2 protein-coding genes are annotated in these 17,535 nt (G+C 70.3%); both read left to right on the top strand.

What is annotated here, in order from left to right:
• The first annotated feature begins 4 nt into the window (after positions 1-4).
• Positions 5-8,662, top strand: coding sequence for an amino acid adenylation domain-containing protein (locus ACIBBB_RS25605; RefSeq protein ID WP_398985821.1), 8,658 nt, complete (start codon positions 5-7; stop codon positions 8,660-8,662).
• Entirely contained in the window at positions 8,659-17,532 is an 8,874-nt protein-coding gene (locus tag ACIBBB_RS25600) for an amino acid adenylation domain-containing protein (RefSeq protein ID WP_398985819.1), read from the top strand. Before ACIBBB_RS25605 ends, ACIBBB_RS25600 begins: the two co-directional genes overlap by 4 nt.
• The last annotated feature ends 3 nt before the right edge of the window (positions 17,533-17,535 follow it).

Here is a 17,535-nt window from a genome sequence, read left to right as displayed (position 1 = left end):
CACAATGATCCCGTTGTCGTTCGCGCAGCGCCGGCTGTGGTTCGTGGACCGGTTCGAAGGCCCTTCGCCGACGTACAACGGCGCTTTCGCCCTGCGGCTGACCGGCGAACTGAGCGTGGGTGCACTGGAGTCGGCGCTCCGCGATGTCATCGACAGGCACGAGGTCCTCCGTACGGTGATCGTCGAGGACGACGACGGCGTCCCGCACCAGCAGGTGCTGCCATCCGGCCAGAAGCCGTTCGACCTGCCGGTCGTCGAGGTCGCGAAGGAGGAGGAGCCGGCGGTGGTCGGCGAGGCGGCCACCAGGACCTTCGACCTGGCCGCCGACATGCCGGTCCGCGCCAGGCTGGTGCGGTGCGGACCGCGCGAGCACACCTTGGTGCTGGTGATGCACCACATCGCCGTGGACGGGGAGTCCTTCGGGCCGCTGTTCCGCGATCTCATCACGGCCTACGCGGCCCGCAGAGAGGGCAGGGCCCCGGCGTGGGAGCCGCTCCCGGTGCAGTACGCGGACTACACGCTGTGGCAGCGGGACGTGCTCGGTGACGAGTCCGATCCGCACAGCCTGGCGGCCAAGCAACTGGAGTACTGGCGGCAGACCTTGGCGGATCTGGCACAGCCGCTGGCTGTACCCACCGATCGCCCGCGCCCGAAGGCGAAGAGCCACCGCGGCGATATGGTCCCGTTCTCGATCGACCCGGACCTGCTCCGGTCCGTGGAGAAGCTGGCCGCGCAAGCGGACACCACGGTCTCGATGGTCATGCATTCCGCGCTGGCGGTCCTCCTGCACCACCTCGGCTGCGGTGACGACGTGCCCATCGGCGCACCGATCGCTGGTCGCACCGATGAGGAGCTGCGAGACCTCGTCGGGTTCTTCGTCAACACCTGGGTGCTGCGCGTAGACCTCTCCGGTAACCCGACCTTCGGCCAGCTGCTCCAGCGGGTGCGGGAGCGGGCCCTCGCCGCGTACGACAACCAGGACATGCCGTTCGAGCGGTTGGTGGAGCTGCTGAACCCGGACCGGTCCACCGCCTACAACCCGTTCTTCCAGGTGATGCTCGCCTGGCAGCCGCCCGTGCCGGAGATGGACTTCCCCGGCCTCGACGCTCAGGGCGAGAAGCTCGAGACCGGAACGGCCAAGTTCGACCTGTTCTTCGACATCATCCCGAACGGCTCGGGCGGAGCGAGTTGCCGGCTGGAGTACGCCACCGACCTGTTCGACAGGGACACGGTCGAGGGCCTCGCGAACCGGTTCGTCCGCGTGCTTGGCCGGCTCGCGGCCGACTCGGGGAGCCGGATCGGCGGTATCGACGTGCTCGACGCAGCCGAGCGGGACCGGGTGCTCACCCGGTTCAACGACACCGTCACAGCGGTGTCCGAGCTGACGATCCCGGAGTTGTTCGAACACCAGGTGGCCAGGACGCCGGACGCCCCGGCGATCGTGTGCGACGACCGGACGCTGACCTACCGGGAGCTCGACGACCGGGCGAACAGCGTCGCGTGGGAGCTGGTCCGGCGTGGCGCCGGGCCGGAGGATCTGGTGGTGCTGGCGTTGCCGCGCACGGAGGACCTGGTGGTCGGCCTGCTCGGCATCCTCAAGTCCGGTGCCGGGTACCTGCCGATGGATCCGCAGTACCTCGGCGGGCGCGCGGAGACCGTGCTGTCCGAAGCGGCTCCGCGGTTCGCGGTCACCGACACCGAGACGTGGCGGGACCTGCCGCAGAACGGCATGTCGGCCGTCAACCTCGACGACCGCGCCCAATGGGCCTCGCCCGAGGGGCCACCGGACAACGCGGGCCGGATCTCGCCGTTGGGTTCGGACAACCTGGCATACGTCATGTACACCTCCGGCTCCACGGGCAAGCCGAAGGGTGCGGCGATCACCCACCGCAATGTCGTCAACGGGGTGCGGGAACTGGTGCGCGTCCTGGACGCGCCGCCCGGGTGGCGGATGCTGGCCGGCACCTCGGTGAACTTCGACGTCTCGGTCTTCGAGCTGCTGTCCACTCTGTCCACCGGCGGCACGGCCGAGGTGGTGCCGAACGCGCTGGCACTCGCCGAGCGGGACTCCTGGGACGGCCACGTGATCAGCGTGGTCCCCTCGGTGCTCGGGGAACTGGTCGGCCACCTGGAGAAGGCGACGGACGTGCGTACGGTCGTCTTCGCCGGCGACGTGCTCCCGGCCCGACTGGTGCGGCAGGTACGCGAGTTCCTGCCCGGCGTGCAGGTCGTGAACTCCTACGGGCAGAGCGAGAGCTTCTACGCCACAACGTTCTCCCTCGCGGCGTCCGAGGAATGGGCGGACACCGACGTCGCGCCCATCGGTACCCCGCTGGGGAACATGCGCGCCTACGTGCTGGGCCCGGGACTTGCCCCGGTGCCGCAGGACGTGATCGGTGAGCTGTATGTGGTCGGGACGTGCCTCGGCCGCGGCTACCACGGCCGCCCCGGCATGACCGCCGAGCGCTACGTGGCGAACCCGTTCGGCCCCGCGGGCGAGCGGATGTACCGCACGGGCGACCTGGCCCGCTGGAACCCGCGGGGTCAACTGGAGTGCGTCGGCAGGGCCGACGGCCAGGTGAAGGTGCGTGGCTTCCGCATCGAGACCGCCGAGGTCGAGGCGGCGTGCATGCTGCACCCCGGGATCAGCCAGGCGGTGGTGACCAGCCAGGAGGCGCCCTCGGGCGGGCGGCGGCTCGTCGCGTACGTGGTGCACGTCGGCGACGGCGCCGTTGGTGACGACGGCGCCGGCGGTATCGGTGATGTGGCGGACGTGCTGGCCGGTGCTTCGGCCGCCGAGCTGCGCAAATTCGTCGCGGCACGGCTGCCCGACTACATGGTGCCGTCGGCCTTTGTGACCCTCGGCCGGCTGCCGCTCGGGCCGACCGGCAAGCTGGACCGTTCGGCGCTGCCCGAACCGGAGTTCGTGGGCGAGGAGTACCGGGAGCCGCGCACCGAGGCCGAGGCGATCATCGCCGCGGCGTACGCGGACGTACTCGGCGTGGACCGGGTCGGTGCCGACGACGACTTCTTCGCCGTGGGCGGGGACAGCCTTCGGTCCATCCAGGTGGTCGCGCGGGCCCGGGCCCGGGGCCTGGACCTCACCACACGGGAGATCTTCGAGTGCCGCACGGCGGCCCGGCTGGCCGAGGTGGCCTCCGCCCGCCGGGACCGGGCGCCCGCGCTCGCGGAGGACGAGGGTGGCGGTGTCGGCCCGATGCCGTTGCAGCCGGTGGCGCGCCATGTGTTCGAGCGCGGCGGCGGGCTGAACCGATTCGCCATGGCGATGGCGCTGGAGCTGCCCGCGGGCATCGACGAGAGCGGGCTGGCCGCGACGCTGGACACCGTGCTCGACCGGCACGACCTTCTGCGCGCGCAGCTGGTGCGCGGCGACGGGCTCTCCCTCGTCGTGCGTCCACAGGGCACCGTACGGGCGAAGGACCTGATCCGCCGGGTCGACTGCGACGGCCGGTGGGACGAGCCGTCCTCGCTGCGGGAGGCGAAGGCGGAGCTGGACGAGGCGACCGGACGGCTCGACCCGGAAGCCGGGATCATGGCGGACTTCGTCTGGTTCGCCGCGAAGCCGGGCGCGGGCCGGCTGCTCGTGATACTGCACCACCTGGTGGTGGACGGTGTCTCCTGGCGGATCCTCATGTCGGACTTCGCCGAGGCGTGGCAGCAGGTCCGGTCCGGCCGGTCGCCCGAGCTGTCCGCGGTCGGGACGTCGGCCCGCCGCTGGGCGTCGGCGCTGCGGACCGAGGCGCTCTCCCCGGAGCGGGAAGCGGAACTCGCGTACTGGCGGGACCTGCTTGAGGCGCCGGACCCCCCGCTGGGCACGCGGGCGTTCGACCCGGCGGCGGATGTGATGTCCACGGTCGACACCGTGCGGGTGCAGTTGTCCCCCGAGGTCACCGAGGCGGTGCTGACCAAGCTTCCCGCGGCGTTCAAGGGCACCGGGACCGATGTGCTGCTCGCCGCGCTCGCCCTGGCGGTGAACCGGTGGGTCGGTGCGGACCGCTCGACCCTGGTCCGGTTGGAGGGGCACGGCCGTGAGGAGGAGATCGTCCCCGGGGCCGACCTCTCCCGGACCGTCGGATGGTTTACCAGCATGTACCCGGCCCGGGTCGATGCGCAGGGGGTGGACCTCGCCGATGTGCTGGCGGGCGGCCCCGCGGCCGGCAAGGCGATCAAGCTGGTCAAGGAGCAGTTGCGCGGGATCCCGGACAAGGGCGTGGGCTACGGACTGCTGCGCCATCTGAACCCGGAGACCGCCCCGCAGCTCGCCGAGTACCCGGTGCCGCAGATCGGGTTCAACTACCTCGGCCGGATCTCCGACGCCGACGTGCCCGAGCACCTGCGCGCGGACGGCTGGGGACCGGCGTCCTGGTCCGCCGAGCTGGTTCCGATGCCCGACCCGGATCTGCCCGCGCTGTCCGCGCTGGAGGTCAACTCGGTCGCCACGGACACCGCCGACGGCACCCGGTTGCAGACCGTCTTCATGTTCCCCACCGGGGTGCTGTCCCGCGAGCGGACCTCCGAACTGGCCGAGCTGTGGGTCGAGTTGCTGCACGGTATGGCCGCGTACGCCGCACGCCCGGACATCGGCGGACTCACACCCTCCGACACCCCGCTGGTCTCGGTACGGCAGGACGAGATCGAGACCTGGGAGGAGCGCTACGGACGGCTGGTCGAGGTGTGGCCGCAGGCACCGGGGCAGTCCGGGCTCCAGTTCCAGGCTGCGGTCGCCGACGGCTCCTTCGACGTCTACCACATGCAGTTCGTGCTGCATCTGTCCGGACACGTGGATCCGGCACGCATGCGGGCGGCCGGGCAGGCGCTCCTCGACCGGTATCCGAACCTGCGCTCCGCGTTCCTCATCGGAGCCGACGGCGATCCGGTGCAGGTCGTGGCGGAACACGTCGCCCTACCGTGGCGGCACATCGATCTGACCGGTCGGAGCGAAGACGAGCAGGACACGGTGCTCGACAAGGCCCTCGCCGAGGACCGGGCCGACCAACTCGATCCCGCCCGGCCTCCGTTGTTCCGCCTGGCTCTGCTCACCTGCGGGCCGCGGCAGGTCAAACTCATCATCACGGCGCATCACACCGTGTTCGACGGCTGGTCGTCGCCGCTGGTGTTCAAGGAACTGATCCAGCTGTACTCCGGGACCCTCGAACTCGCTCCGGTCCGAAGCTACGGTGACTACCTGGCCTGGCTGTCCACACGGGACCGGGAGGCGTCGGCTGCCCGGTGGAAGGCCGAACTCGCCGGATTCGAGCAGCCGACCCTCGTGGCCCCGGACACTCCCCTCAAGGAGCAGGCGTCCGCCCTCGGGCGGGTCGAGGTACCGCTGTCGATCGACAAGGGGCGTGCACTCGCCCGGCGGGCCGCGGAACTCGGGGTCACGCTGAACACGCTCCTGCAGGGCGCGTGGGGGATCCTTCTCTCGAAGTTGACCGGGCAGCAGGACGTGGTGTTCGGCGCCGCCGTCAACGGTCGCCCCGCGGACCTGCCGGGCTCGGACGAGATGGTCGGCCTGTTCGTCAACTCCCTGCCGACCAGAGTGTTCTGCCGACCGGACCACAGCGTGGCCGACATCATCACCGGGCTGCAGGACCGGCAGACCGCGCTGCTCGACCACCACTACTACGGGCTGGCCGACATCCACCGCGACGTCGGGCTGCCCGCCTTGTTCGACACGATGATCGCGTTCGACAACTACCCGGTCGACCGCGAGGGCATCGTCGACGCGAACACCTCGGCGGGCTTCACGATCGACGCCATCCGGCCGTTCGCGGGCTCGCACTACCCGCTCAGCCTCAACTCCTCCGACCCCTACCTGCGGCTCTCCCTCGACTACCAGAACAACCTCTACGACCGCGACGCGGCCGTGGTGATCGCCGCCCGGCTCGTCCGGGTGCTGGAGCAGATGCTCGCCGACCCGACGGTACCCGTCGGCGCCGTCGGGGTGCTCAGCGACCAGGAGCGCGAGTGGTTGGTGCGGCGGGTCAATGACACGGCGCATCCGGTGGCCGCGGACACGCTGCCGGACGCGTTCGAGGCCCAGGTGGAGCGTGACCCCGATCGCGTCGCGGTGATCGGGGAGGGGGAAACGCTGACCTACCGGGAGTTCAACCGGCGTGCCAACCAGCTGGCGCACTGGCTGGTCGAGCGCGGTGCGGGCCCCGGACAACTGGTCGCGGTGCGCATCCCTCGTTCGGTGGATCTGATGGTGGCGACCTACGCGGTGGTCAAGGCGGGTGCGGCGTATCTGCCGGTGGGCACCGATCTGCCCGAGGAGCGGGTGCGGCACATGCTTGACAGCGCGAAGCCGCTGCTGGTGCTCGACGAAGAACTTCCGACAGTGTCCGGCTACCCGTCGGCGAATCCGGAGCGTGCGCTCTCGCCGGACAACGCCGCGTACGTCATCTACACCTCCGGCTCCACCGGCCGCCCCAAGGGGGTGCAGGTGCCACACCGGGCGATCGTGAACCGACTGCGCTGGATGCAGCACGAGTACGGGCTCACCTCCGAGGACCGGGTGCTGCAGAAGACGCCCTCGTCGTTCGACGTGTCGGTGTGGGAGTTCTTCTGGCCGTTGCTCGAGGGCGCGGCGCTGGTGGTCGCGCAGCCCGACGGGCACAAGGATCCGGCTTATCTGGCCCGGTTGATACGCGAGCAGTCCGTCACCACCTGCCACTTCGTGCCGTCGATGCTCCAGGTGTTCCTGGACGAGACGGCCGCCGCCGGGTGTGCCGACGAGCTTCACCGGGTGTTCAGCAGCGGTGAGGCCATGCCCCGGGAGACCGCGGACGCCTTCGCGCGCACCCTGCCGGGCGTCGAACTGCACAACCTGTACGGGCCGACCGAGGCCGCCGTCGACGTGACGTACCACGCCTGTGCCCCGGAGGACTCCGGTCCTGTGCCGATCGGCGTGCCGATCTGGAACACCCAGGTGTACGTGCTGGACACGGCGCTGCGCCCGGTCCCGCCTGGAGCCGCCGGTGAGCTGTACCTCGCCGGCATCGGGCTCGCGAGTGGCTATCTCGGTCAGACCGCGCTGACCGCGAACCGGTTTGTGGCGTGCCCCTACGGCGGGTCGGGCGCCCGGATGTACCGCACCGGCGATGTCGTGCGGTGGAACCAGGACGGTCGGCTCGAATACATCGGCCGAACCGACTTCCAGGTGAAGATCCGCGGTTTCCGTATCGAGCTGGGCGAGATCGAAGCCGCGCTGTCCCGCCATCCGGCCGTGCGGCAGGCCGCGGTGATCGCCCGCGAGGACGCCACCGGTGGCCGGCAGCTGGCCGGTTACGCGGTGGTCGATTCCGAGGTGGCGCCAGGAGTGGCGCGGTTCCGCGAGCTGGAGGGCGCCGGGCGTCTCGCCGGGGTGGAACTGCACGAGCTGCCGAACGGAATGCTGGTGGCGGGGCGCAACAAGTCGAACATCACCTATCTGTACGACGAGATCTTCCAGCGCGGTGAGTACGCACGCGGTGGTGTGAGCGTCGACGACGGCGCGTGTGTCGTCGATGTGGGCGGGCACGTGGGGATGTTCGGGCTGTGGGCCGGGTCGGTGGCGCGCGATGTGCGGGTGTACGCGTGCGAGCCGATGCCGGAGTCGGCGGAGTTCTACCGGATCAACGCATACCTGCACGGCCTCGATGCGGTGGTGACGGACTGCGGGATCTCGGAGGCCGCGGGGCGCGCGGAGTTCACGTACTACCCCGAGATGTCGTTGATGTCAGGGCGTTTCGCGGACGAGGCGGCGGAGCGGGAAACGCTGCGCCGGGTGATCGCCAACGAGCGTGGCACACAGGGCGCCGGAGAGGACCAGCTGACCGAACTGCTGGCCGAGCGGCTGGCGAGCACGCGGGTCGACGTGGAACTGCGCACCGTGTCGCAGGTGATCCGGGACCACGGGCTCACCGCGGTGGATCTCCTGAAGGTCGACGCGGAGAAGAGCGAGCTGGCTGCCTTGCGAGGGATCGAGCCGGAACACTGGCCGATCATCCGCCAGGTCGTGGCCGAGGTGCACGACATCGACGACCGGGTCGCGGTCGTGACGAAGATGCTGACGGCCGAGGGCTTCCACATCGTCGTGGAAACCCCGCAGGGGCTTGAGGGCACCGGAATGTGCCAGGTGTACGCCACCCGCGCCGGCCGCGACGCTCCGGCTCCGGCCACCCCGGTGCCCGCCGGGTGGCACAGCCCGGCCCAGCTCACTCTTGATGTGCGCGCGCATCTGGAGCGGCAGCTGCCCGACTACATGATTCCCACTCACCTGATGATCCTCGGCGGGCTTCCGCTGACGTCGAACGGCAAAGTCGACCGCAACGCGCTCCCCGCACCCGACCATGCCGAAGCCGCGACCGGACGAGGGCCGCGCAACCACAACGAGGAAGTCCTCTGCCGGCTGTTCGCGGAACTGCTCGGTGTGAGGGAGATCGGCATCGACGCCGACTTCTTCGCCCAAGGCGGGCATTCGCTGCTGGCTACTCGGCTGATCGGCCGAATCCGCAATGAGCTCAACGTCGACGTGAAGGTCACGACGGTGTTCCGCAATCCGACCGTTGCCCAGCTGGCGGAGCAGATCGAGAAACTGGCCACGTCGAAACGTCCCCAGCTGCGACGGATGACCGTACAGGAGAAGCGTCGATGATCCCGTTGTCCTTTGCCCAGCGCCGGATGTGGATCCTCCACCGCCTGGAGGGCCCGTCAGCGACCTACAACCAGCCGTTCGTGCTGCGCCTGGAAGGGCCGCTGGACACGGCGGCCCTGGCCGCGGCGGTGACGGATGTCGCGACCCGGCACGAGAGCCTGCGCACCCTCGTCGTCGAGGACGCGGACGGCACCCCGGAGCAGCGGATCCTGCCTCCGGAGGAGGCAGCCCTCCCCTTCCGGGTGGTCGACACGGCCGCGGACGCGGTGGACCCCGCGGTGCACGAGGCCGCATGCGAGGTGTTCGACCTGGGCACGGAGCTTCCCCTGCGGACGACCGTGTTCCGGATCGCCCCGCAGGAGCACGTCGTGGCGTTCGTGTTCCACCACATAGCCGCGGACGGGGCGTCGATGGCGCCGTTCCTGCGCGATCTGATGACGGCGTACGCGGCTCGCCACCAGGGGAGGTCGCCCGAGTGGACGCCGCTCGCGGTGCAGTACACGGACTACGCGCTGTGGCAGCGGCAGCTACTGGGTGACGAAACCGACCCGGAGAGCGTGGCCGCGCCGCAACTTGCCTACTGGCAAAAAGAGTTGGCTGCGGTGCCGCAGCCCATGCAACTGCCGTTGGACAGACCACGGCCGACGGTGGCCGGCCACCGCGGCGGCGGTGTCCCCTTCGAGTTGGCACCCGAGCTGCTGTCCAGGCTGCAGAAGCTGGCAGTGGACCGCGGTGCCACGGCACCGATGCTGGCTCAGGCCGCGCTGGCGGTGCTGCTGAACAAGCTGGGCGCGGGGGAGGACGTGACGATCGGCAGCCCGATCGAGGGGCGCGCCGACGAGCAACTCGGTGATCTGATCGGGTTCTTCGTCAATACCTGGGTGCTGCGTGCCGATCTGTCGAGGAACCCGTCGTTCGGCGAGCTGCTGGAGCAGGTGCGGGACAAAGCCCTCGCCGCGTACGACAACCAGGACATACCGTTCGAGCGGCTGGTGGAGCTGCTTGCCCCGGACCGCTCCACCGCATACCAGCCGTTGTTCCAGACAGCGCTGGGCTGGCAGTTCGTGTGGCCGGAGATCGAGATGCCGGGTCTGCGGGTCACCCTCGTCCCGGCGGGCACCGGCACCGCGAAGTTCGACCTGTTCTTCAACATCGTCCCGAACGCGTCCGGGGGTGCGTACGGAATGCTGGAGTACGCGACGGACCTGTTCGACCACCCCACGGCTGTCCACATCGTCGACCGGTTCGTGCGCGTCCTGGAGCAGGCGCTCAAGGACCCGACGGTGCCGGTCGGCGCCATCGAGGTACTGTCCGCGCAGGAACGGGACTGGTTGGTGCACGGGGTCAACGACACGGCGCATCCGGTGGCCGCGGACACGCTGCCGGACGCGTTCGAGGGCCAGGTGGAGCGCGAGCCCGACGGTGTCGCGCTGATCGGCGAGCAGGAGACCCTGACGTACGGGCAGTTCAACCGGCGTGCCAATCAGCTGGCGCACTGGCTGGTCGAACAGGGCGCGGGCCCTGAGCAGTTGGTCGCGGTGCGTATCCCGCGGTCGGTGGATCTGATGGTGGCGATCTACGCGGCGCTCAAGGCGGGTGCGGCCTATCTGCCGGTGGACACCGAGCTGCCCGAGGACCGGGTGCGATATCTGCTGGGCAGTGCCAAGCCGCTGCTGGTGCTCGACGAAGAGCTTCCGGACGTGTCCGGGTACCCGGACACGAACCCGGAGCGGGTGCTGTCGCCGGACAACGTCGCGTACGTCATCTACACGTCGGGTTCTACGGGTGCCCCCAAGGGTGTGCAGGTGTCGCACCGGTCGGTCATGAACATGCTGACCTGGCGTCGGACCTACTTCGAGATCGGTGCTGAGGACCGGGTGCTGGTGAGCTCGTCGCCGAGCTTCGACGCGTCGGTACCGGAGTCGTTCACGCCGCTGCTGGCCGGTGCGGCCGTGGTGATCGCGCGTCCGGACGGGCAGCGGGATCCGGCGTACCTGGCCGAGTTGATCCGGCGGGAGGGGGTGACCGGCGTCTTCTTCGTGCCCTCCCTGCTGGAGGTGTTCGTCGCTGAGCCTTCGGCGGCGGAGTGCACCAGTCTGCGCTGGGTGGAGGCCGGAGGCGAGGCGTTCCCGGCCGAGCTGGCCAACAAGGTCGTCAGCCTGCTGCCGGGATGCGCCGCGCACAACCTCTACGGCCCCACCGAGGTGGCGGTCGAGGTCACCGCGCGGAAGCACACACCGGGTGCGGACCGGCTGCCGATCGGCGCGCCGGTGTGGAACACCCAGGTGTACGTGCTGGACGCCGCGCTGCGTCCCGTCGCGCCCGGCGTGGCAGGTGAGCTGTACCTGGCCGGCACCGGCCTCGCCAGGGGCTACCTCGGGCAGCCGGACCTGACCGCGCACCGGTTTGTCGCCTGCCCCTTCGGTGCGCCGGGAACCCGGATGTACCGCACCGGGGACCTGGTGCGATGGAACAAGGACGGCCAGGTCGAGTACATCGGCCGCACCGACTTCCAGGTCAAGATCCGGGGTTTCCGGATTGAGTTGGGTGAGATCGAGCACGCGCTGGCGATGCACCCCGGTGTGGCGCAGGCGGCAGTCGTGGTGCGTGAGACTCAGCAGGGCGACAAGCAGCTTGTGGGCTATGTGGTGCCCAAGCCGTATGCCGCGGTGGCTGATGCCGACGCTCAGGTGGATGAGTGGCGCGACCTGTACGACGACAATTACTCCGAGTTCGACGATGGGCTGGGCGAGGACTTCCGAGGCTGGAACTCCAGCTACACCGGTGAACCGATCCCGCGTGAGCAGATGCTGGAGTGGCAGGACGGCGCGGTGGCACAGGTGCTGCGGTTCGCGCCGCGGCGGGTGCTGGAGATCGGTATAGGTTCCGGTCTGCTCCTGGGGAAGATCGTCGGCCACGTCGAGGAGTACTGGGGCACCGACATCTCGGCCACGGTGGTGGACCGGGTCCGGGCGCAGGCCGGACAGGCCGGATACGGCGACCGGGTCCGGTTGAGCGCCCAGCCGGCCGACGACATGTCCGGGCTGCCTCATGGTCGGTTCGACACCGTATTCCTCAACTCGGTGGTGCAGTATTTCCCGAGTATCGAGTACCTGGACCAGGTGCTGCGCCAGGCGATGGACCTCCTCGTGCCGGGCGGCCGCGTCATCGTCGGTGACGTCCGCAACGCCGCGACATGCCGCGTCATGCAGACCGCGGTGCAGCGTGCGGCGCACCCTCACGCCTCGCACGACGAGCTGCGGACGCTGGTCGAGAAGGCGCTGCTCGCCGAGCAGGAGTTGGTGATCGCCCCGGAGTGGTTCACCGAGCGGGCAGGAGACGTCTCCGCCGCGGTCGATATCCGGTTGAAGCCCGGGCAGGGGCAGAACGAGCTGACCCGGCACCGCTACGAGGTCGTCCTGCACAAGCAGCCGGCCGACGTGCTCGACCTGGCCGGCGTGCCGTCGGTGCCGTGGGGCCGGGACGTGTATGACCTGGCCGACCTGGGCGGCTGTGCGGACCGGGCGGGCGGAACGGTGCGGGTGACCGGGATACCCAATGAGCGTCTGGTCGAGGAGGTCGCCCTGACTGCTGCGACAGGTCTCCTTGAGCCGGCGTCCCGGCTCGGTAAACCGGTCGATCCGCAGGAACTGCTCCGGTGGGCACGGGAGCACGGTCGGGACGCGGTTCTCACCTGGTCGGGAGAGGACACGCGGTGCTTCGACGCGGTGCTGCTGCCCGACCGGCGGACCGGGCAGCGGAATGTCTCGGGCTCGTTCGTGACCGGCGGAGCGGGCGGGCGGGTCCGGGCGAACGCCCCCGCGCTGGCCAGGTCGGTCGGTCCGTTGCTCGTCGAGCTGCCCGAGTACCTGCGTGGGCGGCTGCCCGACTACATGGTCCCTCCCGCGTTCGTGGCGCTTTCGGAGCTTCCGCTGACTCCGAGCGGGAAACTGAACCACCGAGTGCTGCCCGCGCCGGACGACGCGCGGGTATCGACCGGCCGGGCACCGCGCAATCAGGTTGAGGAGTCCCTCAGCGCGCTGTTCGCCGAAGTGCTCGGCGTGGACCGCGTCGGCATCGACAACAACTTTTTCGTCAGCGGCGGAGACAGCATTCGCTCCATCCAGATCGTCGCGCGGGCCAGGGCGCGTGGCGTGGAGATCAGCACGCGGGAGATCTTCGAGCACCCCACGGTCGCCCAGCTCGCGGAACTGGTCGAAGGACGCGCGGAGGAACGCGTGACCCTCGCCGAACTGCCTGGTGGCGGCACGGGATGGGCTCCGCTGATGCCGACGGCGAAGCACGTGCTCGCGCTCGGTGGTGGCCTTGGCCGGCTCTGCATGTCCGGCATGCTGACCGTGCCCGAGGGCATCGACCGTGCGGGGCTGATGGCGACGGTGCAGGCCGTGCTGGATCGGCACGACGTGTTGCGTTCCCGGCTCGATCGGGCGCGGCCGGGCCTGTGGATCGAGCCGCCCGGCAGTGTGGACGCCGGCGCGCTGCTGCGGGAAGTCTCCTACGGCGACGCCGATGTGAACGCCGAGCTGGACGCGGCCGCGGATCGGCTGGACCCGGACGCGGGTGTCATGGCGCAGTTCGTGTGGTTCACCTCCGACACGGGCGCCGGCCGGTTGCTGATCGTGCTGCACCATCTGGCCGTCGACGGGGTGTCGTGGCGGATCCTCGTACCGGACCTGGTCTCGGCCTGGCAGCAGGTCCGCGACGGCCGCACCTCGGAACCGGCGGACACCGGAACCTCGTTCCGCCGGTGGGCGCACGCCCTGGCCGACGAGGCGGCCAGTCCGGAGCGGGTGGCGGAACTGCCCGTGTGGCAGGAGATCCTGCGCGAGGACGATCCGGTACTCGGAGCACGGGAGCTGGACCCGGCGCGGGATGTCTCCGCGACCGTGGACACGGTGCGCATCCAGGTGCCGGCAGACGTCACCAAGACCGTACTGAACATGGGGCCCGCGGTCTTCCGGGGCGGTGTCGACGACGGGCTGCTGGCCGCTCTGGCGCTGGCGCTGGCCCGCTGGCGTCAGTCGCGGGGTGTGCCCGCCTCCTCGACGCTGGTCCGGCTGGAAGGGCACGGCAGGGAAGAGCAGATGGTGCCCGGCGCGGATCTGTCTCGCACGATCGGGTGGTTCACCGCGATGTATCCGGTGCGCCTCGACCTGGCCGGCGTCGACGTGGCGGACGCGTTCGCCGGTGGTCCGGCCGCCGGCCGGGCGATCAAGGCGGTCAAGGAGCAGTTGCGGGCGGTCCCGGACAACGGCATCGGCTTCGGCCCGCTGCGCCATCTCAACCCGAAGACCGCCGCCGCGCTGTCCACGAGCCGGGAGCCGCAGATCGGGTTCAACTACCTCGGCCGGACTTCCGGCGCGGACATCCCCGAGGAACTGCGTGGCCTGGGCTGGGCACCGGACACCACACAGCGCGACCTGATCGCCGCTCCCAACGCGGACATGCCGGTGCTGTCGGCGCTGGAGATCAACGCGGTGGCCACCAGCACCCCCGACGGTGAGGAGCTGACCGCCTACTTCGGCTTCCCCACCGGTGTGCTCTCCCGGGACGAGGTGACCGAGCTGGCCGGGCTCTGGGTCCAGGCGCTGACCGCCCTGGCCCAGCACGCCGCGACACCCGGAGCCGGCGGAATGACCCCGACGGACGCGCCCCTGGTCAACGTGAGCCAGGAGGAGATCGACACCTGGGAGGCCCGGTTCGGCCACCTGGCCGAGGTGTGGCCGGTGACCCCGGCGCAGTCCGGGATCGTCTTCCACTCGATGCTGGCCGGATCCTCGTTCGACGCCTACCACGTGCAGCTCGTGTTCCACCTCTCCGGTGAGGTCGACCCGGAGCGGATGCGCCGGGCCGGGCAGGCGCTGCTGGGGCGCTACTCCAACCTCCGTACGGCGTTCGTCAACCGGGCCGACGGCGATTACGTGCAGGTGGTGCCGGCGGAGGGGGTGACCCTGCCGTGGCAGCACCTAGACCTGACCGGGGGCGGCGAGGCGGAGCGAACCGAGACGCTCGAGGAGTTCCTCACCCAGGACCGGGCCGCCCACTTCGACGTGGACACCCCGCCGTTGATGCGACTGACGCTCGTCGTTCTCAAGCCCGATCGGGCCGAACTCGTGATGACCGTCCATCACGCCCTGTACGACGGCTGGTCCGCGCCCTTGCTGCTGCGGGATCTGCTGCTGCTCTACGCGTCCAACGGCGACGCGAGCGGTCTGCCCAGCACGCGGAGCTACGGTGAGTTCCTGGCCTGGCGCGCGAGGCAGGACCAGGACGAGGCGGCACGGGCATGGGCGGCCGAACTCGACGGGGTCGAGGAGCCGACCCTGCTCGCTCCGGGATCCGCGGGCGGCGACGGCCTCGACCAGGTCGAATTCCAACTCCCCCTCGACGTGGGGAACCAGCTCAACCGGCTTGCCTCCGAGCTGGGCGTCACCATCAACACCCTGGTCCAGGGCGCCTGGGCGCTGCTGCTCGGCCAGCTCACCGGCCGCCAGGACGTGGTGTTCGGCGCCACCGTCTCCGGGCGCCCGCCCGAGGTGCCGGGCATCGAGTCGATGGTCGGGATGTTCATCAACACCCTGCCCGTACGCGTGGAGTACGCGCCCGGCGATACTCTCGCCGAAGTCCTTACCCGGCTTCAGGGCCGGCAGGCCCGCCTTGTGGAGCACCACTACTACGGGCTCACGGAGATCCAGCAGTCCGCCGGTCTGCAGACCCTCTTCGACACGCTGGTCGTCTTCGAGTCCTACCCGGTCGACCAGGAGGGCATCGGCGCCGCCACCGAGGCCGCGGACGGAATCGCCTTCACCGGCCTGCGCCCGTCCAACGGCACGCACTACCCACTGGCCCTGATGGCGGCGGTCGAGTCGCACTTCCAGTTCCTCCTCCAGTACACCCCCGATGACTTCGCCCGGGACACGGTGGAGGCGTACGCGGCTCGATTCGTGCGCATCCTGGAACAGCTGGCGGCCGAGCCCGAACTGAAGATCGCGCAGCTCGATGTCCTGGAGCCGGCCGAACGCGACCGACTCCTCGTCGAGTTCAACGACACGGCCGTCCCGACTCCGGACATCACGATCACCGGGCTCGTCGAGGCGCAGGCGACCCGGACCCCGGACGAGGTCGCCGTGCTCGCCGGGGGCGAGTCGCTCACGTACCGGGAGGTGAACGCCCGGGCCGACCGCCTGGCGCGAGAACTGGCCCGCCGTGGCGTGGGCCCGGAGTCGGTGGTCGCGGTGTCACTGCCGCGGTCGTCGGACCTGGTGGTCGCCCTGCTCGCGGTCTTGAAGGCGGGCGGCGCGTATCTGCCGATCGATCCCAGGTACCCCAGCCACCGCCTCCAGGCCATCCTCGACGAGGCGCGACCGCGCCTCGTCCTGACGGACTCCACGACGGTCGCGGCGCTGCCGGAGCACGACGCCCCGGATGTCCTCCTCAACGCGCTCGACCTGTCCGGAGACGAGCCCGTCCTCGAACTGCCGCTCCACGCAGGCCAGTTGGCGTACGTGATGTACACCTCCGGCTCCACGGGCAAGCCCAAGGGCGTCGCCATCACCCACGGATGCGTGGTCAACGGCGTGCTGCGGCTCGCCTCTCGCGTGGGCATGGAGCCGGGCAAGCGGCTCCTCGCCGGCACGTCGGTCAACTTCGACGTCTCGGTGTTCGAGATCTTCACGGCCCTCGCCACCGGTGGCGTCGTCGAAGTCGTCCAGGACGTCCTGGTACTGGGCGAGCGGAAGGGCTGGAGCGGCAGCGTCATCTCCACGGTGCCGTCCGCCTTCGCCGAACTCGTCGACGAGATCTCCGACCGCACCAGCGTGGAGACGGTCGTCTTCGCCGGCGAGGCCCTCCCCTCGTCGCTCGTCGAGAAGACGCGGGACGCCTTTCCGGGCGTACGCATCGTCAACGCCTACGGGCAGAGCGAGTCGTTCTACGCCACCACCTTCACCATCGACGGCGACACGCGGGGCTGGGCGGGCAGTGCGCCCGTCGGCACCCCGCTCGGCAACATGCGGACCTATGTCCTCGGCCCCGGCCTGACTCCGGTGCCACCGGGCGCGGTCGGCGAGTTGTACGTCGGCGGGAACGTGGGCCGGGGCTACCACAGCCGCGCCGCACAGACCGCAGAGCGCTTCGTCGCCGACCCGTTCGGCCCGGAGGGCGCACGTATGTACCGCACCGGTGACCTGGCCCGCGTGAACCGCGCTGACCAGCTGGAGTACATGGGCCGCGGGGATACGCAGGTCAAGGTGCGCGGCTTCCGCATCGAGCCCGCCGAGGTCGAGGCCGCGCTCACCGCACACCCCGGCGTCGCGCAGGCCGCCGTCATCGCTCGCGACGGGCGCGGCAGCGGCACCGGCAGGCAACTGGTCGCGTACGTCGTGCCCGCCATGGGGGAGCACGGCGATTTCTCGGGCCCGGAGACGAAGGAACTGCACGCCTTCGCCTCGGAGCGGCTGCCGGACTTCATGGTGCCGTCCGCCTTCGTGGTCCTCGACCGGCTGCCGCTCACCCCCAACGGCAAGCTGGACCGGGCCGCGCTGCCCGAACCGGAGTACACCGGTGCCGCCTACCGGGCACCCCGCACCCCCCGCGAGGAGACCCTGGCCAACCTGTTCGCCGAGGTGCTCGGCGTGGACCGGGTCGGCATCGACGACGGCTTCTTCGAGCTCGGCGGGCACTCCCTGCTCGCCACCCGGCTGATCAGCCGCGCCCGCGCCGAGATGGCGATAGAGATACCCATCCGCAAGATCTTCGACCTGCCGACAGTGGCCGCGCTCGCCGCCTGGACCGAGGAATCGGCCGCTCCCCGCCGTCCCGGCCTGCGCAAGATGTTCGTAGAGGAGTAAACC

This window comes from Streptomyces sp. NPDC051217, assembly GCF_044455465.1.
Lineage (GTDB): Bacteria > Actinomycetota > Actinomycetes > Streptomycetales > Streptomycetaceae > Streptomyces.
The sequence above is the reverse complement of the archived record's forward strand: the minus strand, read 5'-3'. Positions and strand labels throughout refer to the sequence as shown.

Coding starts and splice junctions, on each gene's coding strand:
- ACIBBB_RS25605 (WP_398985821.1), top strand. CDS start 5: ATGATCCCGTTGTCGTTCGCGCAGCGCCGGCTGTGGTTCGTGGACCGG.
- ACIBBB_RS25600 (WP_398985819.1), top strand. CDS start 8,659: ATGATCCCGTTGTCCTTTGCCCAGCGCCGGATGTGGATCCTCCACCGC.